The sequence below is a fragment of the Brucella daejeonensis genome, assembly GCF_014199265.1.
Lineage (GTDB): Bacteria > Pseudomonadota > Alphaproteobacteria > Rhizobiales > Rhizobiaceae > Brucella > Brucella daejeonensis.
Map to the genome: position 1 here is coordinate 65,504 of NZ_JACIJG010000006.1, position 24,139 is coordinate 89,642.

The window sequence follows — 24,139 nt, forward strand, 5'->3', positions numbered from 1 at the left end:
TCCGCCCTCCTATGCCTGTATCGCCGTCGCGGACGTTCCGACCGCCCGCCCGGCTTCGTCGAAAGCCATCAAATGCCGCGTATCGAGGAAAACCTCGATCTCCCGATCCGGCTCGACGTCGAAAATGCCGTGCGTCAGCATGACCCAGCGTTCGCCCTCATAATCGAGATGAATGAAGCTCTCGGAGCCTGCAATTTCGGATACGAGCGTGCGCGCCCGGATCGGCACGGAAGCGTGTTCCGTGGGCCGGATGCCCAGATGATGCGGCTGAAATGCAATCGTGACCGGACCGTCCTGAATATTGGCCAGTTGGTCCGGTACGACGATAGCGGGCCGGTCTGCGCGCAGGAAACGGTCGCCTGCCTTGACCATCCGCGCCGTATTGAGCGGAGGATCGGCGAATGTGCGTGCGGTTACGAGATCGAGCGGCTGGCGATAGACATCTATCGTGCGTCCGAACTGGGTGATGCGGCCTTCCGAGAGCGTCGCCGTGTTGCCGCCAAGAAGCAGCGCTTCGGAAGGTTCGGTGGTCGCATAAACGAATATCGCGCCGGACTCGGCAAAGATGCGCGGCAGTTCCTCACGCAGTTCCTCGCGCAACTTGTAATCCAGATTGGCGAGTGGTTCGTCGAGAAGCACCAGATTGGCCTTCTTGACGATGGCGCGGGCAATGGCGGTTCTCTGTTGCTGGCCACCCGAAAGCTCCAGCGGCGTGCGATTGAGAAACGGCGTCAGTTTCAGAAGCTCCGCCGCCTTTTTGACCTCGCTGTCGATTTCCGCCGCCGATTTTCCGGCAACCCGCATCGGCGAGGCAATATTCTCGTAAACCGTCAGCGCGGGATAATTGATGAACTGCTGGTAGACCATAGCCACATTGCGCTTTTGCACGGGCGCACCGGTGACATCCTGTCCGTCGAAGAAGATCGAGCCTTCGCTGGGCTTGTCCAGACCGGCCATGAGACGCATCAACGTTGTCTTTCCGGAAAGTGTCGGCCCAAGCAGCACGTTCAGGCTGCCGCGCGGCAGAATCAGGCTGGTTGGGTGGATGTGATAGGTTCCACCGACCTTCTTCGCGATATTTCGTAATTCCAGCATATTTCCCGAGGCCTCCTCCAACCTGCGGAATAGTCAGTCTGACGTCAGGTTGCGACTTGTTCCAGATATGCTTCCAACGATTGCATTTCCCCACTCGTGAGGAGCAGCCCCTGCTTGGTCCTTCGCCACAAGATGTCGTCGGCGGTCCGTGCCCATTCGCGGTTCAGAAGCCACTGTACTTCTGTTTCATAAAGCGTAGCCCCGAAATGGCGCCCCAGATCGGACAGGTTTTGTGCATTCCCCAACATGCTTTCTGCAAGCGTACCATAAGAACGAACCAGCCGCTCCGCATGTTTTCGCTCCAGAAAAGGAAAGGCCCCTTCAAGTTTCGCCACCAGCGCGGAAAAACGGGTAGCTTCGAAATTCCCGCCCGGCAGATGGGACTGCGCCGTCCAGGGCGTCCCTTTGACGCCGATGGCTTCGCCGATCTTTTCCAGGGCGTGTTCGGCAAGACGGCGATAGGTCGTGAGCTTGCCGCCGAAAACGTTCAGCAGGGCAGGCCGGTTTTCGAGTTTCAGCACATAGTCGCGGGTCGCTTCCTGCGCCTTCGATGCCCCGTCGTCAAAGAGCGGACGCACGCCCGAATAGGACCAGACAATATCTTCCGGCCTGACAGGCTCGGTGAAATATTCGCTTGCCGCATTGCAGAGATAGTCGATCTCTTCTTCGCTTATGTGAACTTTGGCCAGATTGCCCTGATAGTCGCGATCGGTCGTGCCGATCAACGTGAATTCACCTTCATAGGGAATGGCGAAGATGATTCGGCCATCCGGGTTCTGGAAGAAATAGGCGCGCGGATCGGCGAATTTCTTTCGAACAATAATATGACTGCCCTGTACAAGGCGCACATTGTGCACATTCTCGCGGCCAAGCGCGCCGGACAGCACACGGTCCACCCAAGGGCCCGCGGCATTGATCAGCATACGCGCGCGATGAACCGCAATCTGCCCTGTCCCGGCGTCACGGGTTTCGATCCGCCACCCGCCGTTCTCTTCACGCACGGAAATCACTTCCGTCCGGGTCATGATGACCGCACCGCGATCGGCCGCGTCGCGCGCATTGAGGACCACCAGCCGCGCATCGTCCACCCAGCCGTCCGAATATTCGAATGCACGGCTGAAAAGCGGTTTCAGGGGACGCCCGGCAACATCGCGTCGCAGATCGACCGTCGAGGTCGCCGGAAGAAGTTCGCGCCCTCCCAGATGATCGTAGAGAAAAAGCCCGAGGCGGATCATCCATGCGGGACGTATGCCGCCCTTTTGAAACGGAAGAACGAAACGCAAGGGCCATATGATATGCGGCGCCATCTTCCAGAGCACTTCGCGCTCCATCAGCGCCTCGCGCACAAGCCGAAATTCGTAATGTTCAAGATAGCGAAGCCCGCCGTGAATAAGCTTGGTCGCAGCCGAAGACGTGCCGGAAGCAAGGTCGCTCATTTCCGCCAGTGCAACGGAATAGCCGCGCCCCGCCGCATCGCGTGCGATACCACAACCGTTGATACCGCCACCGATCACGAAGAGATCATAAACGCCCTCGTCTGGCATGTTCCCCCTCTTCATCTCACCCATTCCGGCTGGTTCAATTTCGAAACTCATATCATCAAAACCGAAAATGAAATGAATGTCAAACGAAGATAACTGCAAATAAAGTGAAAATCTTCGATCGAATGATTTCCGTGCGGGTTTCGTAATTTTAATGCTCGTCGCGCGGGGTCCGTCCGGCAGGAGCTGTCGCCTCCGGCGTCGATTTAAGGCCAGGCGAGATTGGTCCAGACCGTTATTTTATTGAAAAGCGCGTCCTGTGGCTTTATGCGAAAGCAATCTTCCATATTTTTTCATGGCAGAGACGTAACGAAATTTTGTTTGTCAGGAACCAGGGGAAAGTTCCCGCACCGACAAACTGCCCGGAGGAGGCCCCGCATGGATTTCACCCTGACCCGTCGTCAGACATTAATGGGACTTGGCGCACTGGGCGCAAGCACGGCGTTCAGCTTCCCGGCCCGTTCCGCCACGCGAAATCTTGCCGTTCTCCACCTGGCGAGCCATGCGCCGAGTTATATCGCGTATGAGCGCGGTTATTTCAAAGATGCGGGCCTCGACATCGAGTTGAAATTTTTCGAAGCCGCCCAGCCAATGGCGGTTGCCATCGCCTCCGGCGATGCCGATTTCGGCGTGACCGCCATGAGCGGCGGCCTGATCAGCCTGGCCGACAAAGGGGCGATCAAGGTCATCGGCGGAGCGCTTGCGGAAGAAAAAGGCATCACCGGTAACATCATTCTGGCCTCCAACAAGGCCTATGAGAACGGTCTGACCGAACCGTCCAAACTGGCGGGACACAGCTTCGGCATCACCACGGCGGGATCGTCCTTCCATTTCATGGCGCACAAGATCGCCATGGCCAACAATATTCCTCTTTCCGAGATAAAGTTGCGCCCGCTGCAAAAGCTCGGCGCGGTGGTCGGTGCATTGTCCAGCGGACAGATCGATTCCTGGGCGATCCAGCCCAATGTCGCGAAAAAGCTCCTCCGCGAGGGCGCCGCAAAGCAGATCGGGCTGGTGTCCGATTATGCGCCGGACTATCAGGTGACGACCGCGTTCACCTCCACGCGCAATGCGCAGGAAGAGCGCGCCATGACGGAAGCTTTCGTGAAAGCATATTCGAGAGCAATCGACGACTACAACGCCGCTTTCGTGGACAATACGGCAGACGATGCGGCTCGCGACGAGATTGCCAGGATCGTGCACAAATATGTCGAAAGCGACAGCCCGTACGAGACCGCCAGGCAGAATCTCATCAATGGCGCCATGCGCGTCAACAAGGGACTGGCCCTGTCGCTCAAAAGCTGCGTGGAACAGCTCGACTGGTTCCGCTCCGAAGGCATGGTCAAGGAAGCCGTCACGCAGGAAAAGCTGTTCGATACGTCCTACGTCAAGACAATTTGAGACTGGCTAAGACCGGCTGAAACTGAATATTCGTGTCCGGTCGTTGCACCGGACACGAATGCCGAAGACTGCCTTCAAAAGGGGATGCGCCAAGGTGCGGCCAGGGTGCAATTGTCGGAGGACGAACTTTTCCGACTGGAGTTGAAATGGATCTGCAACTTAAGAATATCAGCCATTTTTATGGTCCGGTCGAAGTTCTCAAGGATATCTCGCTTACCATACCGCAGGGACAGATCGTCTGCCTGATCGGCCCGTCGGGCTGCGGAAAATCGACGCTCCTGCGTTTTCTGGGCGGTCTCGAACGGCCCTCTTCAGGCGAGGTGCTGCAGATCGGATCGCCGCCCCGGGACTCGCTCAACCCCCTCACCTATGTGTTCCAGCATTTCGCGCTTCTGCCATGGCGCACCGTGGAAGGGAACATTCGTCTGGTTCTGGAAGATCACGGCCTTGGCCGGGCAGAAATGGACAGGATCGTCACCAATGTTCTGGAGCGTACCCGGCTTTCCGATTTCCGGCAGGCTTTGCCGAAGCAGCTTTCGGGCGGGATGCGCCAGCGTGTGGCGATTGCACGTGCCCTGTCGGTCCGCCCTGCGGTGATGCTGATGGACGAGCCGCTGTCGGCGCTGGACAGCCAGACGCGGGAACTGCTGATGGACGATCTGATTGCGTTGTGGACGCGCCAGCCGTTCACCTCCGTCTATGTCACCCACAATCTGAATGAAGCTGTGCGGCTGGGCCATCGGGTGGTCGTTCTCTCCCGAAGGCCCGGGCGGGTAAGGGAGATTGTCGATATCGACATCCCCCTCTCCGAGCGCCATCTTGGCGATCCCGTGCTTGAGGAAAAACAGAAGCAGTTGTGGGAGCTGATGCGGGCGGAAGCACAGGCGGCAGATCAGGAGTTGATCCATGGTTGAGATTGCGTCATCGGAACAGAACAGCCGGGATGTTCGCGCCGTCCCTTTCCGTGGCGGCGGTTTCGCGCCGCAGCCGGTGCGCCATATCGCCCTGATCCTGTTTGTCGCGCTGATCGCGCTCGCCGAAATCGGCACGCGCAGCGGCTTCATATCCAATCTGACATTGCCACGCCCGTCAGCCGTGCTCGAAACATTCGTCCAGCTCTGGCAGACCGGGCTTTTGTGGCAGCACCTGTTGCCTTCGCTGCGCAGGCTTCTGATCGGAGCGAGCCTCGGCATCGCGGTCGGCGTCAGCCTTGGCGTGATGATCGGATTGTTCAGCTATGTTCGCGCCGGTCTGGTCCCGCTCGTTGCAGCTCTCTTCCCGATTCCCAAGATTGCCCTCCTGCCACTCTTCGTGATCTGGTTCGGCATCGACGAGATGTCGAAATACATGCTCATCGCCTTCGGCACATTTACCCCGACCGTGGTTGCCACCTATGGCGCGGTCGACAATGTCGACCGCTCGCTCGTGCGCATGGGCCAGAGTTTCGGTCTGGGATGGTGGTCGATCGTGCGCAAGATCGTCCTGCCGGGAGCCTTCCCTTCTATCCTGTCCGGCCTGCGGGTATCGATCTCCATCGGCATCATCCTGCTGGTCGCGGCCGAAATGCTGGGCGCTCAATATGGTGTCGGCTCCTATATCCTCGAAGCCGGCTCCCTTTACGACCTCGAAAAACTGTTTGCCGGCGTCACCATCCTGTCGATGATGGGCCTGATCGTAAATTTCATTATCGGTCGGATCGAGAAGCGTTTCCTGAACTGGCGGGGCTGAAAAAGACCCCCGCCGTTTCAAAAGATCGCCCCCTCCCACAATCTCGTTCGCAATAAAATTTCGTTTGAATTTATTTTTGTCGATGAAATGAAATGCGCCATCCGCTTTTCGTTGCACCTTGTTACCAGAACGTTATACGAAGGGATTCTATTGCAGATTTGTGCGCTTCACTTGCGACGGGCAAGACCACCGACCTCGTCTGGTTGCCCATTCGTGAGGCGCCCCGAAGAGGAGCGGATATATGAGCCATCATGGCAGGACGCATCGTCAATTCCCCGGATGTGACGAGCGATGAACGCAGACCCCAAACGCGTTCAACGGGACGAGACAATAAACACCGCAATCGCGCTGAAGGACGTCCAGATATCCTTCCAGTTGGCGGATGGCGGCCGTTTCGATGCCGTAGCCGAAAGCAATCTCCACGTTGCCGAGAATGAATTCGTTGCGATTGTCGGCCCCACGGGTTGCGGAAAATCCACATTGCTCAACGCCGTCGCTGGCCTTCTCGTTCCCGCCAGTGGCACTGTCGAAATCGGCGGCCAGCGCTTGCAGGGTCTCAACCGCAAGGCGGGCTATCTCTTCCAGCAGGACGCCCTGATGCCCTGGAAGACGGTTCTGGACAATGTCGCCATCGGGCTGGAGATTGCCGGCACATCGAAGGCCCAGGCGCGCGATCAGGCGCGCGAATGGCTTGGCCGTGTCGGTCTCGGAAGCTTCGGTGACCGCTATCCGCATATGCTGTCGGGCGGACAGCGCAAGCGCGTCGGCCTTGCGCAAGTGTTGATCCGCAACCCGAAATACCTGCTGATGGATGAGCCGTTCGGCCCCCTCGACGCGCAAACGCGGGTCATCATGGGCGACCTCCTGCTCGATCTGTGGTCGCAGGACAAGAAAGCCGTGATGTTTGTCACACACGATCTCGAGGAAGCCATCGCCCTGGCGGATCGCGTGGTGATCATGTCGGCCGGTCCCCGCGCCCGTATCATGGCGGAATATAAAATTCCCCTCGCCCGACCGCGTGAAATTTCAGAAATCCGCCTCGACGATCAGTTCCACGAAATTCATCGGGAAATATGGAGCGCACTCAAGGAAGAGGTTCTCAAGGGGTACAAGCAGACGAGCGGGGAAAAAAAATGAAAAAGCCTATGCTGTTTCTGGCACAGCTCGGCGTGGCTGTCGTCGTCGTTCTGGTCTGGCACCTTTTCACCGCCACGCATCTGTTGGGCAACCCGGCCAAGGCAAAGTTCTTCTTCGCCACACCGGCCGATGTCACGTTGCGCATCTACAAGTGGTTTGCCGAAGGGTCGATCTGGTATCACCTTGGCATTACATTGCTTGAGGCGATGCTCGCCTTCGCCATCGGCGCTATCGGCGGTGTCCTGATCGGGTTCTGGTTCGCCCGCAAGCCCCTGCTTGCCGCAATCTTCGATCCTTATGTCAAAGCGGCCAACTCGCTGCCCCGCGTCGTGCTTGCGCCCATCTTCGCGCTTTGGCTGGGCCTCGGCATCTGGTCGAAGGTCGCGCTGGGCGTTTCACTGGTCTTCTTCATCGTCTTCTTCAACGTTTATCAGGGCGTGAAGGAAGTGAACCAGACGGTGCTGGCAAATGCCCGGATGCTCGGCATGAACGAACGCCAGCTCCTGCGCAACGTCTACCTGCCTTCCGCTCTCTCGTGGATGTTCTCCAGCCTGCACACCGCTGTCGGCTTCGCCGTGGTGGGCGCGGTGGTCGGCGAATATCTGGGATCATCGGCGGGGCTGGGATATCTGATCCACCAGGCGGAGGGCGTTTTCGACGTCACCGGCGTCTTTGCCGGGATGCTTGTCCTGACCGTATTCGTGCTGATTATCGACTGGTGTGTGTCCATCGTCGAGGAACGTCTGCTTATCTGGCGTCCGAAAGCCGCCGGGCAAAACGGCGCATAACATTATAAAAATCCAAGGAGGAAAGACCATGAGGACAACCCGTAGAGACATATTGCTGGGCGCCGCCGCCCTTGGGCTTGCAGGCGTTGCCTCGCGCCTGCCCGCCTATGCGCAGGACGCGTCCGCCACACCGGAAAAGCCGGAGCTCATGTTCGGTGTCGGCGGCAAGCCGCTTTTCTATTATCTGCCCCTCACCATTGCCGAACGCAAAGGTTTCTTCGAGGAAGAAGGCATCAAGGCCACCATCAACGATTTCGGTGGTGGGGCGAAGTCCCTTCAGGCCCTGATCGGCGGTTCCGTCGATGTGGTAACCGGCGCCTACGAACACACGATCCGTATGCAGAACAAGGGCCAGGACATCAAGGCCATCTGCGAGCTCGGCCGTTTTCCCGGCATCTGCATCGGCGTGCGCAAGAGCCTTGCCGGGGAAATCAAGACCGTCGCGGACCTCAAGGGGCGGAATGTCGGCGTTACAGCCCCCGGCTCATCGACGTCGCTGCTCCTGCAATATGCGCTCATCAAGAGTGGCCAGCCGGAAGATGCCGCATCGATCATCGGTGTTGGCGGCGGAGCGAGCGCGGTTGCGGCCATCAAGAAAGGCGAGATTGACGCCCTCGTCCATCTCGATCCCGTCATCACGCGTCTGGAAGTGGACGGTGACATCACACTGCTTCTGGATACGCGCACCGAAGAAGGCGCGCGCCAGCTTTTTGGAGGCACGAACCCTGCGGCGACCGTCTACCTGCAGCAGGGCTTCATCGATGCCAACCCGGTGACGACGCAGCGTGTCGTGAACGCCTTCCTGAAATCGCTGAACTGGATTCACACGGCGTCCGCCGATGACGTCGCGGATACCGTCCCGGAAGAATATCTGCTGGGCGACCGTGAACTTTACAAGACCGGCTTCGAGAAATCCCGTGCGATGTATTCGGATAAGGGACTGATCGCCGAAGACGGCTTCAAGAGCATGCTCGAAATGCTCAAAAGGCTCGACCCGGAACTTGCAAGCGCCGACATCACGTTCGCGCAGACGTTCGATCCGCGCTTCGTCAAAGCCGCGAAGATCTGAAAACTCGCACCGGGTGGGGCTTGTTGCCAGCCCTGCCCGGTGCAAGTGCTTTCCGTGTCGCACGAGATGCCGAAAGCCATCACATGACCGATTGGATAGCCGGGCTATAATTCCTCCACCCGGTTTCGCCCGTGACGTTTTGCGCGATAGAGAGCCTCGTCCGCCCGATCCAGCAATTGCTGCAGCGATGCCGGATGGGACCGCGCATGCACGCCGACACTGACAGTCACCGACAGGTTCCGCTGGCCTGTATCGAATTTCTGCTGTTCGATGGCGCTACGGATTCTCTCCGCAAACATTGCAGAGCGCTGGCCGTCCTTGTCGGGAAGCAGGATCGCGAACTCTTCCCCGCCGAGGCGGCAGGAAACCCCGTCAACGGATGAGGTCATTTCGGCTATGAGCCGTGCAACGCCGCCGATCACGAGATCGCCCGCGTGGTGGCCATAACGGTCGTTGATGCGTTTGAAATGATCGATGTCTAACAGCAATATTCCGATTGGGCCGGACGGCCGCAACCTGAATATTCTAGCCGCCGCATCGCCAAAGCCTCTTCTGTTCAGCAGTCCGCTCAGATGATCTGTCGCTTTCTCCTTTTCCAATGAGGAGAGCTTGTCCGTAACGACGACGGCCAGAATCGACAACGCAAGCGTCACGCCGAATACGGCCAGCGAAAATTGAAGCGTGAACCAGAATGCCGAAAACCCGAGCCCGGTCGCGCTGTCCTGGATTCGCTGGGTGGTAAAGGCGGTCCGAATGAAAAACTGGACGGTGAACGCGAAGAAACTCAGGAAAAGTATCTTTTCCGCAGTTCTACCCCGGCGCAAATGCCGCAACCTGAAAACCGTCGTCGCGAACAATATCCCTATTCCGAAATTGAGGATGTATATCCTTGCGACCAGATTCCGTTCGACATAGAAAAAATACGCCACACCGCAACATATCGCGGTCAGGCACACAATATAATACCAGACGGGAAAGTGCCTATGACTGCGTGAGAGCAACGCTTCGCAGGTCAGTATCACGCTCGACATATAGATTGCTGCCGATATGACGGCGTTCGCCCCGGCTCCTGCCGGTATCGCCAGCATCTGGGATAAGGACGCAAGGCAGAAGAGCAGAATTGCCGCCGACAGGGCCAGAAGATATCGTCTTTCCCGGTCCGCAAACCAGAACAGCAGGAAGCAAACTGCGAACACAAACAGGATCGCAGGCCCCATCAACGACAGTGGATTGGATGGCAGCCGCATTCGCTCTCATGGTACCGAATTTGTCGCACAGCTAATATCAGTCGTTTTTCAGCGGTGCAACATATAGGCGTTCTTGCGGCTCTCCGCAGTTTTGGCTTCGGATAGCCCGCTAAAAAAATCCGGGTTCCACCCTTGAACTCGGCAACACCATACACACTTGAAGAAATGCAGCGCCGGGCCCCTCTGGTCATGGTTTCCGCTATGACGATGTCGGAGCTGCTCCACTTGTTCAATTGGAGATGGTCCGGCGATGGATTCGCTTATTGTAGCCCTTTCGGGCGATTTTCTTGGCACACCTGTCTATTTATGGGCGGCCTTTGTCGCTGTCGTCGTGGGGCTGCTCGTCTTCGACCTCGGCGTCCTCCATCGAGACGAGCGTGAGATCGAAGCCAGGGAAAGCCTTTTGCTCTACGGCTTTTACGTGCTGATCGCACTCGCCTTCGGCGGCTGGGTCTGGTGGGAGCGCGGCTCCCAGGCCGGTCTCGAATTCTATACGGGTTATCTGATCGAACAGAGCCTCGCGATGGACAATATGTTCGTCATCGCGACGATTTTCGGCTTCCTCGGCATCCCCCGGCTTTATCAGCACCGCGTCCTGTTCTGGGGCATCCTGGGCGTCATCGCCTTTCGCGCCATCCTCATCGGCCTCGGTGCGGCGCTGGTGCACGAGTTCAACTGGATATTGTTCTTCTTCGGCACATTCCTCGTTTTCACCGGCTTCAAGATGTTCGGTCATCAGGAAGAAATGCCGGATATCGAGCAGAATGCCATCTACCGGTTTCTGCAACGCCGGTTCAACATCACCAGCAAATTGCATGGCCGCGTTTTCACGATCAGGAAACCGGATCCAAAAACCGGCGGGACGGTCACATGGCTAACACCGCTCGCCGTTGCGCTGATCATGGTCGAAACCGTCGACCTCATCTTCGCCGTGGATTCCGTCCCCGCTGTCTTCGCGGTCACGCAGGACACCTTCATCGTCTACACATCGAACATCTTCGCGGTCCTCGGCCTGCGCGCCCTTTACTTCGCGCTTGCCGCCGCGATGAACCGCTTCCGCTATCTCCAGATATCGCTTTCGATCATTCTGGTGCTCATCGGCATCAAGATTTTCCTCGTGCCGCTCGGTGTGCACATCAATACATCGCTATCGCTCGTCGTAACGCTGGGCATCCTCGCAACCGGCATTGTCTATTCACTTTACAAGACGCGCAACGAACCCGACATGAGCGCAGAGAAACTCATGAAGCATCAGCACGCGGAGCGCTGATACCGCCAGACGCCGGGCCGGACAGGAAACCGAGGAAATCCGCAGTATCGCGATCGATCGGAACGCCTTCGCGTTGACGGCGTTCCTTCTCGGCCCATTCACGGTCGCCCGGAGCCATGATCTTTCCACCGCCTTCGCGGGAGGGCATGTCACGCAAGGTGGAAAGATAGGCCTTGATGCCGGAGGCGAAGATTTCGGATCCGGCAAATTTCGCCGGATTAATGACCAATACGAAATGGCCCATATTGCGCGGCGTCGATATATCGTCACCGCCATACATCGGAATGAAATCCGTATCGAGCGTCGAACCGGTCAACACAGCCGAAAGCAGGGTGGCGAGGCCCGCAAGGGCAGCGCCCTTGAAACCGAAATCCATGCCGCCGAGCGGAAGCAGCATTTCCGCCTTGCCGGGATCGGTGGTCGGATGACCGCCCTTGTCGGCGGCGACGCCATCCGGCAGCGCCTTATCGAGCGAACGGTACAGCATGACGCGGTTCATCGGGATCGATGAGGTCGCCATGTCCAGAAGCCACGGATTGCCGTCCGGCACGGGCGCGCCGACGGCAAAGGGGTTGGTGCCGTGAAAGCGGGTGGAACCGTCGAAGAGGGAAACGATGGAGTCCGTATTCGTGGTGACCAGCGTGATGAACCCGCGCCCTGCGCCTTCCAGCGCATATGCTCCGGCCGCGCCAAGATGCGAGGAATGGGTGATGCCGACGCCCGCGACTCCGGCCTCGGCAGCCAGTTCGCACCCGACTTCCACCGCGCGATAGGCCGCATAATGACCAAGCCCGTCGCCGCCGTGAACGGTAGCGCTTGCTGTCCCTTTCCGCTCCACGACGAGCTTCGGGTTTCCGGCGAGACGCCCGCCGTCAAGCATCCGGCAATAATGCTCGGTGAGGCGCGCGCCGTGGCTATCTATGCCGACGAACGAAGCGTGCATCATGGCCCGGGTGGCCGCTTGCGCCGATGCTTCGCTGGCGCCCGCATCCTGAAGCCTGCGCAGAACGCGCTTCTCCAGCTCGGAACCATCGACCATTATCGAACCGTCGTCGTGCATCTCTCCTCCTGGCATCGCCTGGGCCTACCCGTTTGTTTTCAAGCGTTTCTTGTCGGGGAAGCGATCATATCTTTCGTTCGCATATCAAGAGTTCGGGCAACGGTAAACATGAACTGACACAGGACCTGTGGACGCCGCTTGCTTGCGGAGCACCAGATGCTCCCCTACAGGATCGGTTCAGCCTGCCCAAAAACCGAAACTAGGGTCAGGACCTACTAATTTGGTGGAAATGGTGTGAGGCCATCCGTCTGGATACGAGGAGAAAAGGCGAAGGAAATGTGGTTCATTTTCGAGACTTTACGACAAAGTAGCCGGGCGGATGGACCACATCCTTCGGACACCGAAAGGCCAAGGCCGGAAATTGGCGATCTGCTGCGTCAAGCCGCTCAGCCGGGGGAACCACCCCGTTTTTCACGTCTTTCCTTGCAGTTCTTGTCATTTCAGGTGCCATTTTCATCAAATTAATAGGTCCTGACCCTACAGCACGTCTCCCGAAAGGGGGAACCGGTTTCGGGAGACATGCGTCAAGACAAAAACTTAAAGTGTGCCGAATTTCATGATTTATCGGTGGCAGCATACCACGTCTGTCGATATGAGTGCAGGCATGACACGCAAAGGCCAAGGCTACCTCTTCACACTTCTCGCGGTTACCATTTTTGCGACGCAGGATGGCATCTCGAAATATCTTGGCACCCATTATTCGCCGATCCTCATAACGATGATCCGCTATTGGGTCTTCGCCGCTTTCGTTCTGCTGCTTGCGGCCCGCTCCGGCGGAATTGCAAAAGCCGCGACCACGAAACGCCCTGTCCTGCAGGTTTTTCGCGGCATTCTGCTCGCCGCCGAAGTCGTCGTCTTCATATTCGCACTCAGTCGCGCGGGCATGGCGACCGCGCAATCGATCTTCCAGGGCGCGCCCCTGTTGATAACGATGCTTTCCGTGCCGTTTCTCGGCGAGAAAGTCGGCTGGAGGCGCGGAACCGCCATTATCGTGGGACTGATCGGTGTTCTGCTGATTATCAATCCCGTGAACGCAAAATTCGATGCGAGCCTGCTTTTGCCGGTCGCGGCGATGACCATGTTCGCGTTTTATGCAGTTGCAACCCGCGCGGTCAGCAAAAGCGACGATGCCATGACCAGCTTCTTCTATACCGGCGTGGCCGGGGCCGTCGCCCTGACATTCGTCGGCAGTTTCCACCTGATGCCGATTGCCCGCGGCGACTGGTTCTGGATGGCGGCGCTGTGCGCCTGCGGCATTGCGAGCCATTACTTTCTCATTCGCGCCTACGACATTCTGGAAGCCGGGGAGGTTCAGCCGCTCACCTATCTACAGCTTGTCATCGGCGCCTGCATCGCCGTCACGGTCTTTCACGAAAAACTGACCTGGAACATCATCGCCGGCGCCATGGTCGTCGTCGCGGCGGGACTGTTTTCCGTCTTCCGCGAGCGGCAGTTGGGCAGGAGCAAGCCGCCTGCCATCGGCTAGAACACAGCGAACAGGTGAAGCACGGCGGGCATTGGCCTCCGACGCGTCATCTCGCAGGCTGGCCGATCCTTGCGCATCCAGCCTTTTCCCTTGCCGTGCCGTCACATGCCGATCAGGAGCTTCAATGCGATGGACCACATGGTGACGGCAACGACGCCCTCAAGGATACGCCAGGACGATGGGCGGGCAAAGAAAGGGCGGAGCCAGCGCGCTCCGAAGCCCAGCGAAAAGAAGAACAGGAAAGACGCCGTAATCGCGCCCGCCGCAAAAGAAGTCTGATAGCCGGGAAACTGCGTGGAAATGGTGCCGAGCAGCACGACCGTATCGAGATAGACATGCGGATTGAGCCATGTGAGCGCGAGACAGGTTGCGACCGTTTTCGTGATACTCACCGACGCACCGTTGGCCGTTGCCAGAGCGGCGGTGGAGGTAAACGCCGAATGGAGACTTTTCGCGCCATACCAGACCAGAAAAGCAGCCCCGCCATATCGCATGACCGGGTCGAGGGCGGGCATGACGGCGGCTATTTTCTGAAAGCTCGTGACGCCGATCAAAATCAGGACTGCATCCGATACGGCACAGACGAGGCTCACCGCAAAGACATGCTCGTCGCGCAAGCCCTGCCGCAGCACGAAAGCATTCTGCGCACCGATGGCAACGATGAGGCTGAGGCCCATGGTAAGGCCGGTTACATAGACTGACGGGTTCATTACAGGTCACTGTCGGGAGGGATACTGACTGCTTGGATAATGGAAACCAGCGCGTTAGAATAGTTAATATTGGTAATTCCAGATTAGGAAAACTAATGATCGACTATTCCGCGCTCCGGGCCGTGGCAATGATCGTGCAAAGCGGAAGCTTTGAGAAAGCCGCCCGCGCGCTCAACGTCACGCCATCGGCAATCTCCCAGCGCGTCAAGCATCTGGAGGAACGCCTGGGAGCCGTGCTGATCGAGCGCGGTTCTCCCTGCACCGCCACGGAAAAGGGCGACTGGCTCTGCCGTCACATCGAGCAGGTCGGGATGCTGGAACGCGATCTCCTGGCGGAACTGCCGGCGCTAGCTGACGCGGAAGACCCGGCGCAGAAGGTTACGCTGCATCTGGCCACCAATGCCGACAGTCTGGGCACATGGTTCCTGAAAGCGATCTCGCAATTCAGCAAGGCGTCCGATTATCTCTTCAATATAGCCGTGGACGATCAGGATCACACAGCCGAATGGCTGCAACGCGGCCGCGTCGTCGCGGCCGTCACGTCCCTGTCCAGACCCGTCCAGGGATGTCGCATCACTCCGCTCGGCATATTGCAATACCGCGCGACGGCATCGCCGGAATTCATCGCCCGGCATTTCCCGAACGGCATAACGCGCGAAACCATCGCCAGCGCCCCCGCCCTCACCTTCAACCAGAAGGACCGCCTGCAGGACCAATGGGTGCAGGCGACAATCGCGGACGATGCGGTCTGCCCGACGCATTGGCTCCCTTCGACACAGGCTTTCGTCGATGCGAGCCTGTCCGGCATGGGATGGGGCATGAACCCGGTGCAACTGGTCGGCGAACATTTGAAAACAGGGCGGCTGGTCGAACTCATCCCGGACACGCCACTGGATGTCCCTCTGTTCTGGCAGGTCAACCGCCTCGTCGCCGACCGCCTTGCCCGCCTCACGCAGGCAGTCGTGACGACAGCCCGGCGGGAACTCGCCCCATTGCCGGACGAATGAAAGTTCTGTTCACCTGCCGGGGGCCTGCACGCGTGAACACGACTTCGTGCGGGAGCGGGCAATCACCATCTGTTTTCTTGAACGTGATCGGCTATTGCGCAATCGATGAGTGATGAAACTCGTGTTCCTCATCGCGGCGCTCATAGCCCTTACGGTCATCGGCTGCTATCTGCAGATGATTTTTGCCGTGCCCTGAACATGCAGGCTTCAACGGGTCTCTGCATAAAGGAAAAAGGCAGGATCAACGATCCTGCCCCGATTGTGCAACGCCTGCGGCTTCCTCGCAGACCCTGACATGCTCCGCCAGGGCTGGAAGCGGCAGGAAAGCGCTGACTGTACAGATATCCCGCTTCTGAAACTTTGGAAGTTCCTGAAGTTCCTTCAATCTGGTGAGAAGTGCACCGCGATTCATGGTTTCTTCCTCCATCTTTCTGGCTATCCGTTGAAGTGATGTGAAATCAGGCCGCCCGCACCTTCGTTTTCGCTTTCAACGGAAGCTCGATATCGACTTCCAGCGTGGACATCTGGTCGCCCCGGTCCATCTTCACGCTGACCTTGTCGCGATCGATCTGGATATGCTTGGTAATGACGGCGAGGATTTCCTCACGCAGCACCGCGACGAGATCGGAATGTTCATGCGATGCCCTTTCATGGGCAAGCAGAACCTGCAGCCGCTCTCGCGCCTGAGGCGCGGAAGCAGGCTTGCTGAAAAAACGAAAAAGGCTCATGCCGCTCTCCTTCCGAAAAGTTTACCCAGAAGGCCGCGCTTTTCGGACGGAACAGACATCGGCACTTCTTCGCCGACAAGACGGCGGGCTGCGTCGAGGTAAGCCAATGCAGGCGCGCTGCGCTGATCGGCAAGGGTCACGGGAGAGCCGATATTGGATGCCCGCAGGACGTCCTGGCTTTCGGGAATGATGCCCAGAAGCGGAATCGACAGGATTTCGAGCACGTCTTCGACCTTCAGCATGTCGCCGCGTTCGGCGCGCACCGGATCGTAACGGGTGAGCAGAAGGTGCTTGTCCACCCGTTCGCCGCGTTCGGCCTTGAGCGTCTTGGCATCGAGAAGGCCGATAATGCGATCGGAATCGCGAACAGACGATACTTCCGGGTTCGTGACGACCACAGCCGTATCCGCATGGCGCATGGCCAATGTGGCGCCGCGCTCGATCCCGGCCGGGCTGTCGCAGATGATCCAGTCGAACTCCTTCTTGAGATCTTCCATGACGCGATCGACGCCCTCGGTCGTGAGATTGTCCTTGTCGCGTGTCTGGGAGGCGGGCAGCAGATACAGCGTCTCCAGACGCTTGTCGCGGATCAGCGCCTGCGGCAGCTTCGCGTCGCCCTGAATGACATTGACCAGATCGAACACGACACGGCGTTCCGCGCCCATGACCAGATCGAGGTTCCGCAAGCCGACATCGAAATCGATGACGACGGTCTTCTCGCCGCGCTGCGCCAGAGCGGCACCGATTGCAGCCGTGGATGTCGTCTTGCCAACGCCACCCTTGCCGGAAGTTACAACAATTACTTTTGCCATATGTGTCTCCTGTATCTCCCGCGCGCCACCAGGGCATCCTTCGCCCGCGGTATGGAATGCCCTGCCATTTTCATCCGGCGCCGTGAAGGCGCCCTTAGAGCGCGTTTCGATCTGATTGAATCAGATCGGTGCTCTAACTTTTTGTTTTATCGCGCATCTTTTCCGAAAACCGTTTCACACTTTTCGGGATGCGCCGGGACCGGAACTGCCTGCGCTTTCCGAAGCAGTTCAGCCCAGCGTTTCAGCCATCATGTAATCGCCATCCAGCCACAACTGAACGGCCTGACCACGCAATCTGCCTTCCATGTCTTCAGCGGTCTTGTAGAGACCGTCGATGGCCACCAGTTCGGCCTCCATCTTGCGGCAGAAAATACGCGCATTCGCATTTCCGGCCGTCCCCGCCATAGCCCGGCCGCGAAGCGCGCCATAAACGTGAATGGAACCGCCAGCCACCACTTCCGCCCCCGACGCAACAGAACCGACAATGGTCACATCGCCATCCGGGAAATAGATCGACTGCCCCGAACGAACCGGCTCGGTGACGACCATGGACGGCACGGCCTTGACCAGTTGAACGGCTGCCGGAGTTGCCGGCGACGGCGCCTTGGCCTGCGGTTTCGGCTCCGCGATTTCCGGGTCGAAATCGGCTGCGGGCTGCCCGCCGCGCATTGCCGGCGGCATGCCGGGCCCCAGCAGGGAAGGACGGGCATTCTCGAAACCGGTGATCCAGACGCCGCGACTGACCAGATCTTCAAGCAGCTGTACCAGTTGCGGGCGCTCTATCGCCACATTCTCCAGATCGAGAACGATCGGACGGTTCAGGAAAAATCCCACTGAACGCGCTGCCAGATCATCCAGCTTGTCGAGCCAGCCATCGAGCGGTAATTCAGGCGAGAGCACCAGCGCGAGAAAGGATCTTCCTTTCAAGCGGATTGGACGGGACTGTGTTAGCACTTGATTCATCTTGGTTAATAATCGGTTTATCCGGTCTATATGCGCAATGGTTAACAGATGGTTAATTTCCGGGGACGGAACGGCCGCCGTCCGCCTCCAACCACAAGGGAACAATCAATCCGAACACAGCGATGGGCCGCGATTTCTTCCCGCGCACGGCGCAAACCCTGCGCGCAAGCAAATTCACAGGAACCCGGCTTACTGCGCCAGCGACTCAACTTGCTTGATTATAGGCAGATATCCGGACCGATATTTGGCGATTATGCGTCCTTCCACAGAAGAGACGGGAGAAAATGTAATTTTAAATTTCAATCAAATATGACGTTACGTCATGAATTATAATGTTATAATATTTTTTATTTATTGCCATTTGAGAAATAATATTGAAGCATCCGCCCTCCCCGCGAATATACGTGAATCCTTCTCCAGTATATTTCACATAGTACCTGCATAGCGAACCTTCGATGAGACTATGTGGATGTATTTTCGGATTCGCACCAAGGTTTGGCGGGGCGGCTCGACTGACGGGAACCTGCGCCCTGCGTCGGCCAGGTCCTCATGACCGGCGCAAGCAGTATATCTCCGACGAAACCGATGGAGATTATTCTTCGCTTCTGTCGGAGAGACCAATATCTGAAAGGTTCCGCTCAAAGGAACCGCCTCGCGTTTGGGCGGGGGGCTTAGGGGCGCGAGGCGGGCGAGCTCTCAGGAGTGCACGCATCAGGAAAATGTAACGTTAGCCCTGATTCTGAAACTAACAATACATTCCACAATGAAAAATTACGTGACCGGAATGCAGAAAAGCCCGCTGCGCGGGGCGCTGCGGGCTTAAACTGAAAGCGCGGTTTGGGAGGAGGAGTACCGCGCTCATGTCCGGTTTTTTGGGAGGAGGAGTAAAACCGAACGATTTGTTAACTACGCCACTATCACCGGCCCCTCAACCGGTAAGCTTGCAATGCTGATATGCAGTTTTAGCAAACCAGAAGGAAAAACCGCCTCGCTGCGACCAAGCGCGCTGAGGCGGCGAATCTCCTTCGAAAGCCCCCAATCGGAGGAGACGCCGAAACATACCTACAACCTGGGAAAAATAAATAGACAATCTTAGCGAGCAGCAAGTTTTTTTAAACGACAATGACGACAGCCGCTCATGGCGACTTTTGGAGCGGGCTTTAACAGCTCGCTGAATTGTAAAGTTTGGCTTTCCGCAACACGGCCCGGCCCGGATACCCACATCGAAAGCATTGCGTGCCGAAATTCGCCCCGCAATGGCCCGAAAAGAACCTCGTCATTTCATGTTGAATTTTCAGTAATTTCTGAAAATAATGGAGTTATATTAGGTGTTGCTTTCTCCATGCGCCACGTTATTGTGGCCTCACTTGGAGGAGGGAGTACCGCCCCAGCGCGCTCGATCGCTGCGGGGCGGTTTCTTTTTTCAGCTACCCATAAATGCATATCTGCCTTGCGCCATTGCCTCTTGTAAGCAGCAATGTCCGAACCTATCTTCGCGTTGTTCGGTTTTACTCCTCCTCCCAAAAACCGAACCAGAAGCGCGATACTCCTCCTCCCAAATCGCGCTTTACAGATCAGCCCACTGCACACTCCTCCTCCCAGTGCAGTGGGCGTTCTTTTTTCAGGCTCTCCCCGACATCCTTTCGATTTCACGCAGGCAGGCGCCAGAGCGGTTCCCGTTCAGTGCGCTTCAGGATCTGCCGCCGGTCAATCCGATGACCCTGAAAGCAACGGCTACGGCAATGGCAGGCGCAAGCGCGAAGATCACCGAGAGCCAGAGCGAGGCATTGGCCGCGCCTTCCGCACCGCCGGGCACGGCGATACCTGCAAAGTTGGCGACCATACCGGCACAGGCCGTACCGAAGGCAATGGCGAAAAGCTGCACGGTGGTCATGCCGCCAGCGGCAAGATCCTGCTCGGTCGGCGGCGCGCTCTGGTAGACCCGCGTGACGAGGCTCGGCCAGGCAAGCCCGATACCGAAACCGATCAGGATCAGTCCGAAGCAGACCGGTGCGAGGAGCGACCAGTTGCCATTGCCATGGACCGGCAGGAACACGGCAAGGAGGACGAGACCGGCAAGTGTCAGGACAGGCCCGGCCACAACCAGCCTGTCACCGCCTCTTTCCTGCCATCTGGAGCTCAGGAAGGATGCGACCGTCCAGCCGATTGCCATCAGGGCGGCGAGATAACCGGCCCGGAGCGGGGACTGCCCATGAAGATGCTGAAGCAGATAGGGCACATAGATTTCCGGCTGCATGGAAAGCATCAGGAGCGCAATCGTCAGATAGAGCGCGCCGAGCGGTGTCGAAAGATTGAAGGAACGGCGCGGCAGAAGCCGCGCCTTCGCATTGCGATCAACAGCCGCGATGATGGCGATCATGAAGAGCGCGGCACCGAGGCCGACAATTTTCCACAATGCTTCCTGCGACAGGCTGCCAGCCGAAACGGCAAGCACGGCGCCGGTCAGGAGGACGAGTTGAAGAACGGGAATGGAAGCCCGCTCGTTCCTGTCCCAGCTCGAACGCGGCAGGGTCACGAAAGCGACGACCGCAAAAAGCCCCGCCACAGGCAGCAGCGACCAGAAGGCCGCACGCCAAGCGCCATATCCGGCGAAAACGCCGCCGATGGCCGGACCTATCAGCGTTGCAACGCCGAACATCGCGGAAATCAGCCCGATGGCCCGTCCCCACAGGCGTTCCGGCAGCACGACGCGCGTCAGCCCGTAGGCCAGCGCATAAAGGAAGCCGCCGCCAAGCCCCTGCACGCTGCGCCCGGCGAGCATGACCGGCATATTGATCGCAAGCGAAGAAATCAGGGTTCCGGCCGCGAACAAGAGCGTCGCCGCCACATAGGCGCCGCGTGGACCGGCGCTTATGAGCAGCCGCGCAGTGAGCGCCGCGCCCAGAATGGACGAAACAACGAAAAGCGTGGTCGCCCAGGCATAAAAATCCATGCCGCCAATATCCTGAACCACACTCGGCATGACCGTGGTGGCAATATACATATTGACCGCGTGGAGCGTGACGCCACCGGCCAGAGCCAGCGCATAAAGGCCGTTTCGGCCACTCAACAGTTCACTCCAGCCAGCGGGCGCATGGCCCGCATTCCCCGCCGGAACCGTCTCTTCGATCGAACTTTGCACTGTCGGCCTCCATAAACCTGATTGTTGCCGACAGGTTTATAGGACCTCAACCTCGATTGAGGTCAATAGGCAATTTCGAGCGAAAAGCACCCGTGCGGAAACGGACTCAGGTGAGGCCGGATTGCTTCATCAGCCTGCGCGGCCCCGCGCCCTGCTGCCCCAGAATGTCGTCGGGATTTCGCAACGGACATTCGGAGAGCGAGAGGCAGCCGCAACCGATGCAGCTTGTGATCTGGTCGCGAAGCTGCATAAGGCTGTCGATGCGCTCCTGAAGCATATCCTTCCATGCTTCGGAGAAATGCCGCCAGTCTTCGGCGGTCGGCACATGATCATGCGGAAGGTCGATCAGCGCATCACGAATGACGGCAAGCGGAATGCCCGCGCGCTGGGCAATCTTGATAATGGCGATACGCCGCAGGACGGCACGATGATAGCGGCGCTGGTTGCCTTGCGTGCGCCAGCCTTCGATCAGGCCCTTGTTCTCATAGAAATGGACCGTGGAAATCGCCACCCCGGCGCGCTGCGAGACGTCGCCGACGGTAAGGCTTTTCTTGAGGCCGGACTGTTCCATGTGGTCAAACTCGGTCATGCCCGAATGTGTAGGCCGTGCGGAAGCGGCAAAGCAAGGGCTTCATAGGTCGGTATCGTGTCTGAGAGACTGATAGCTGCGGCGTGCCCACAGCAGGGGACGTGAATGAAGCGGCAGATCGGTATCCGTGACGAGGCCTGCAAAAAGCGTATGGTCGGCCATTGGAACCGAACCCGCCAGTTCGCAATCGATGGCCGCTGCCGCGCCGAAGAGAAGGGGCCTGCCCGATGGCCATTCGCCCCAGACACCGATCAGGAAACGCTGCGCATGAGGTACCCTGCCAGCGAAGGCGTCGCCGATCATGTCCTGTCCTTCGGCCAGCATGGCGAGCGAAAAACCGCCATCGGCCATGATCGCCGTTGCAAGGGCGCTATCACTTTTCACCGAAACCAGCACGATGGGCGGTTCGGCGGAAACAGACAGCACCGCCGTCACGGTGCGGCCGTGGGATTGACCGGCATCGCGCGCGGTGACGACGGAAACCGTCGCGGCCATGCGCGACATGGCGTCCGCGAATTGCTGTCTGGAAACGGCGCCGATTGCGTCGCGATCTATATGCAGCACGTTTCTGTTCATCATTTCGATACCCTTCGGGCCGGTGTTGCAGCGCCGGTCGGAAACGCCCCGCAGCGGTTCCGACCGGCCATGGCCTCGCGGCGGGATGCCCGCTTGGCCAAAGGGGAAGAAACCGCCCTATTCGGAGTGCTGTTTCAGATAGGCGATCATGTTTTCGAGATCTTTGTCCCTGGTGAGTCCCGCAAAGGCCATCCAGGTGCCCTTCACCTTCGCCTGCGGTTTCTTGAGGAAGCTCTTCAGCTCCTCCTCGTTCCAGACCAGCCCATCGGCTGCGGCCTTGCGCATCGCATCGGAATAGGGATAGCCGGGATAGGATGCCGCCTTGCGGCCGACGACGCCCTTCAGCGACGGGCCGCGCCTGCTTTCGTCGGCGTCCGCCGTGTGGCAGACCGAACATCGCCTGAAAAGTTTCTCGCCCGCCATGGCATTGGCCTCATTGACGTCATTGGCCTCATTGGCCGCTGCGGCAGACGAAACGAACAGAATTCCGGCAAAGGCAAGCGGAACGAGAAAATATGAAATCTGCATGGTCGATGCTCCAGATGATCGGCCATGTCTGTCTAGTTCCTCAACCTTGGTTGAGGTCAAGTGCCATTTTCGCCCCGTCGTCCGACTTTTTTTCAACAACGCGTGTTCAGCAAAAAAGGTGGAGGCGCCTGTCAAGACAGGCGCCTGGACTGTTGCCGCACATCGTAGCGCGGCAAGAGTTTCGCCTCCCGGTCGGGCCGGGAGGATGTCGTCCCCTATCCTTCCACCACTTCCGGCAGGGGCCTGTCCACGTTCATCGCGTGGTCGAGAACGCGTTGCAGATTGGCGGCGTGTCGGAAGCTTGGCTCCAGCGGCGCGCCATCGGCGACCGCACGGGCGAAGCGCTGATAGTTCGTCTCCACCGTGCCTGCATCGATATCGCGCCAGACGGGCGTTTCGATATCCTCGCCGATGGAGCCGCGCAGGCTGGAACCCGTGGGCGTATGGAGAATTTCCAGCGCGCCCTTGTCACCGTGGATGCGCAGGCGCAACTCGTTCAAGTGCCCTGTCGCCCAGCGGCTGGCATGAATGACGCCGAGCGCTCCATTGGCATATTCCGCCATCATGACGAAGCTGTCATTCGCGTCCAGCACATACTCGCCAATATGGTTGTTGTCAGCCTTTTCGAAGGTCTTCAACCGTGCCGAGGCCCGCTCCACGTCGCTGCCTATCGCATAGGAAGCGAAGTCGAGAATATGAATGCCGACATCGCCGAGCACGCCGTTGGAGCCGTGACGGGTTGAAAGACGCCAGAGCCATTTGCTCTCCGTCTTCCAGTCGCCCCAGGCCTTGGAGACAAGCCAGCTTTGCAGATAGGACGCCTCGAAATGGCGGACCTGTCCGATTTCACCCGCCATCACCATTTCGCGCGCCTTCTGCAACGGAGCGACGTTGCGATAGGTCAGATTGACCATATTGATGACACCGGCCTGCTCCGCCGCATCCGCCATTTCGGCGGCTTTTTCATAGGTTTCGGCAAGGGGTTTTTCACAGAAGACATGCTTGCCCGCGCCAACCAGCGCCAGCGTGGTCGGATGGTGAATGGCATCGGGCGTGACGTTGGCCGCCGCATCGAAATGGTTCCATTCAAGCGCATCCTCCAGCCGCGTGAAGCGGTTGTGGATGTCGTGATTTTCGGAAAACGCATCGACGCGCTCCGCCGAAACGTCGCAGGCCGCCACGACCTCGACGCCGTCGATCGCCTTGAAGGCTTCGACATGGTTGTTCGCCATGCCGCCAGTTCCCAGAATAAGAAGACGCAT

General features: G+C 58.4%; 23 protein-coding genes. 9 read left to right on the forward strand and 14 right to left on the reverse strand.

Going from position 1 to position 24,139, the window contains the following annotated elements; all coding sequences use genetic code 11:
- Positions 1-9: 9 nt before the first annotated feature.
- Together FHS76_RS09210 and glpD are read right to left on the reverse strand one after the other, a co-directional pair.
- The gene (locus FHS76_RS09210) at positions 10-1,095 is read right to left on the reverse strand and encodes an ABC transporter ATP-binding protein (protein ID WP_183651116.1); all 1,086 of its coding nucleotides are present in this window, start codon (positions 1,093-1,095) and stop codon (positions 10-12) included.
- A 44-nt stretch (positions 1,096-1,139) separates the two neighbouring features.
- Complete coding sequence (glpD, locus tag FHS76_RS09215) at positions 1,140-2,639, reverse strand: glycerol-3-phosphate dehydrogenase (RefSeq protein ID WP_183651118.1); 1,500 nt, start codon at positions 2,637-2,639, stop codon at positions 1,140-1,142.
- A 375-nt stretch (positions 2,640-3,014) separates the two neighbouring features.
- Between glpD and FHS76_RS09220 the strand changes: the two genes are divergently transcribed.
- From FHS76_RS09220 to FHS76_RS09245, 6 genes are all read left to right on the forward strand, one after another.
- Positions 3,015-4,037, forward strand: coding sequence for an ABC transporter substrate-binding protein (locus FHS76_RS09220; RefSeq protein WP_183651120.1), 1,023 nt, complete (start codon positions 3,015-3,017; stop codon positions 4,035-4,037).
- Positions 4,038-4,183: 146 nt separating this feature from the next.
- The gene (locus FHS76_RS09225; protein ID WP_183651122.1) at positions 4,184-4,951 is read left to right on the forward strand and encodes an ABC transporter ATP-binding protein; all 768 of its coding nucleotides are present in this window, start codon (positions 4,184-4,186) and stop codon (positions 4,949-4,951) included.
- On the forward strand, positions 4,944-5,765 hold the full coding sequence (locus FHS76_RS09230) for an ABC transporter permease (protein ID WP_183651124.1): 822 nt from the start codon (positions 4,944-4,946) through the stop codon (positions 5,763-5,765). Before FHS76_RS09225 ends, FHS76_RS09230 begins: the two co-directional genes overlap by 8 nt.
- A gap of 291 nt (positions 5,766-6,056) precedes the next feature.
- A complete protein-coding gene (locus FHS76_RS09235; protein ID WP_183651126.1) occupies positions 6,057-6,902 on the forward strand; it encodes an ABC transporter ATP-binding protein in 846 nt (281 codons plus the stop codon).
- Positions 6,899-7,690 carry an ABC transporter permease gene (locus FHS76_RS09240; RefSeq protein ID WP_183651128.1) on the forward strand — a complete coding sequence of 264 codons (792 nt, stop codon included), beginning with the start codon at positions 6,899-6,901 and terminating at the stop codon, positions 7,688-7,690. The genes FHS76_RS09235 and FHS76_RS09240 overlap by 4 nt, the downstream gene beginning before the upstream one ends.
- 28 nt (positions 7,691-7,718) lie before the next feature.
- Positions 7,719-8,759, forward strand: coding sequence for an ABC transporter substrate-binding protein (locus tag FHS76_RS09245; RefSeq protein WP_183651130.1), 1,041 nt, complete (start codon positions 7,719-7,721; stop codon positions 8,757-8,759).
- Positions 8,760-8,863: 104 nt separating this feature from the next.
- Here FHS76_RS09245 and FHS76_RS09250 read toward each other — a convergent pair whose 3' ends face one another.
- Positions 8,864-9,976, reverse strand: a complete 1,113-nt coding sequence (locus tag FHS76_RS09250) for a GGDEF domain-containing protein (RefSeq protein WP_183651134.1) — start codon at positions 9,974-9,976, stop codon at positions 8,864-8,866.
- 280 nt (positions 9,977-10,256) lie between these two features.
- On the opposite strand from FHS76_RS09250, the gene FHS76_RS09255 reads away from it, so the two are divergent.
- The gene (locus FHS76_RS09255) at positions 10,257-11,276 is read left to right on the forward strand and encodes a TerC family protein (RefSeq protein WP_183651136.1); all 1,020 of its coding nucleotides are present in this window, start codon (positions 10,257-10,259) and stop codon (positions 11,274-11,276) included.
- Here the strand turns inward: FHS76_RS09255 and FHS76_RS09260 are convergent.
- Positions 11,248-12,336, reverse strand: coding sequence for an Ldh family oxidoreductase (locus tag FHS76_RS09260; RefSeq protein WP_235992621.1), 1,089 nt, complete (start codon positions 12,334-12,336; stop codon positions 11,248-11,250). The genes FHS76_RS09255 and FHS76_RS09260 overlap by 29 nt on opposite strands.
- A gap of 604 nt (positions 12,337-12,940) precedes the next feature.
- Here FHS76_RS09260 and FHS76_RS09265 point away from each other — a divergent pair.
- Entirely contained in the window at positions 12,941-13,822 is an 882-nt protein-coding gene (locus tag FHS76_RS09265; protein WP_183651138.1) for a DMT family transporter, read from the forward strand.
- 101 nt (positions 13,823-13,923) lie between these two features.
- Here the strand turns inward: FHS76_RS09265 and FHS76_RS09270 are convergent, their stop codons facing one another.
- The gene (locus FHS76_RS09270) at positions 13,924-14,532 is read right to left on the reverse strand and encodes a LysE/ArgO family amino acid transporter (protein WP_183651140.1); all 609 of its coding nucleotides are present in this window, start codon (positions 14,530-14,532) and stop codon (positions 13,924-13,926) included.
- 95 nt (positions 14,533-14,627) lie between these two features.
- Here FHS76_RS09270 and FHS76_RS09275 point away from each other — a divergent pair, with 95 nt between their 5' ends.
- On the forward strand, positions 14,628-15,539 hold the full coding sequence (locus tag FHS76_RS09275; RefSeq protein ID WP_183651142.1) for a LysR family transcriptional regulator ArgP: 912 nt from the start codon (positions 14,628-14,630) through the stop codon (positions 15,537-15,539).
- A 241-nt stretch (positions 15,540-15,780) separates the two neighbouring features.
- Here FHS76_RS09275 and FHS76_RS09280 read toward each other — a convergent pair whose 3' ends face one another.
- The 9 genes from FHS76_RS09280 to FHS76_RS09320 all read right to left on the reverse strand — a co-directional run bounded on the left by FHS76_RS09280 (position 15,781) and on the right by FHS76_RS09320 (position 24,139).
- Complete coding sequence (locus tag FHS76_RS09280) at positions 15,781-15,951, reverse strand: hypothetical protein (RefSeq protein WP_183651144.1); 171 nt, start codon at positions 15,949-15,951, stop codon at positions 15,781-15,783.
- Positions 15,952-15,997: 46 nt separating this feature from the next.
- Positions 15,998-16,267: a cell division topological specificity factor MinE gene (gene minE / locus FHS76_RS09285; RefSeq protein ID WP_183651146.1), complete on the reverse strand. Its 270-nt coding sequence runs from the start codon at positions 16,265-16,267 to the stop codon at positions 15,998-16,000.
- Positions 16,264-17,079 carry a septum site-determining protein MinD gene (minD, locus tag FHS76_RS09290; protein WP_183651148.1) on the reverse strand — a complete coding sequence of 272 codons (816 nt, stop codon included), beginning with the start codon at positions 17,077-17,079 and terminating at the stop codon, positions 16,264-16,266. The genes minE and minD overlap by 4 nt, the downstream gene beginning before the upstream one ends.
- Positions 17,080-17,307: 228 nt before the next feature.
- Positions 17,308-18,042 (reverse strand): septum site-determining protein MinC, encoded by a 735-nt coding sequence (gene minC / locus FHS76_RS09295; RefSeq protein ID WP_183651151.1) that lies wholly within the window; start codon positions 18,040-18,042, stop codon positions 17,308-17,310.
- Between the two features lie 1,690 nt (positions 18,043-19,732).
- On the reverse strand, positions 19,733-21,184 hold the full coding sequence (locus tag FHS76_RS09300) for an MFS transporter (protein WP_183651153.1): 1,452 nt from the start codon (positions 21,182-21,184) through the stop codon (positions 19,733-19,735).
- A gap of 106 nt (positions 21,185-21,290) precedes the next feature.
- Positions 21,291-21,755: a redox-sensitive transcriptional activator SoxR gene (gene soxR, locus FHS76_RS09305; RefSeq protein WP_183651709.1), complete on the reverse strand. Its 465-nt coding sequence runs from the start codon at positions 21,753-21,755 to the stop codon at positions 21,291-21,293.
- A 60-nt stretch (positions 21,756-21,815) separates the two neighbouring features.
- Positions 21,816-22,352 carry a flavin reductase family protein gene (locus FHS76_RS09310; RefSeq protein WP_183651157.1) on the reverse strand — a complete coding sequence of 179 codons (537 nt, stop codon included), beginning with the start codon at positions 22,350-22,352 and terminating at the stop codon, positions 21,816-21,818.
- 114 nt (positions 22,353-22,466) lie between these two features.
- Positions 22,467-22,877 (reverse strand): c-type cytochrome, encoded by a 411-nt coding sequence (locus tag FHS76_RS09315; protein WP_183651160.1) that lies wholly within the window; start codon positions 22,875-22,877, stop codon positions 22,467-22,469.
- 215 nt (positions 22,878-23,092) lie between these two features.
- Complete coding sequence (locus FHS76_RS09320) at positions 23,093-24,139, reverse strand: Gfo/Idh/MocA family protein (protein WP_183651162.1); 1,047 nt, start codon at positions 24,137-24,139, stop codon at positions 23,093-23,095.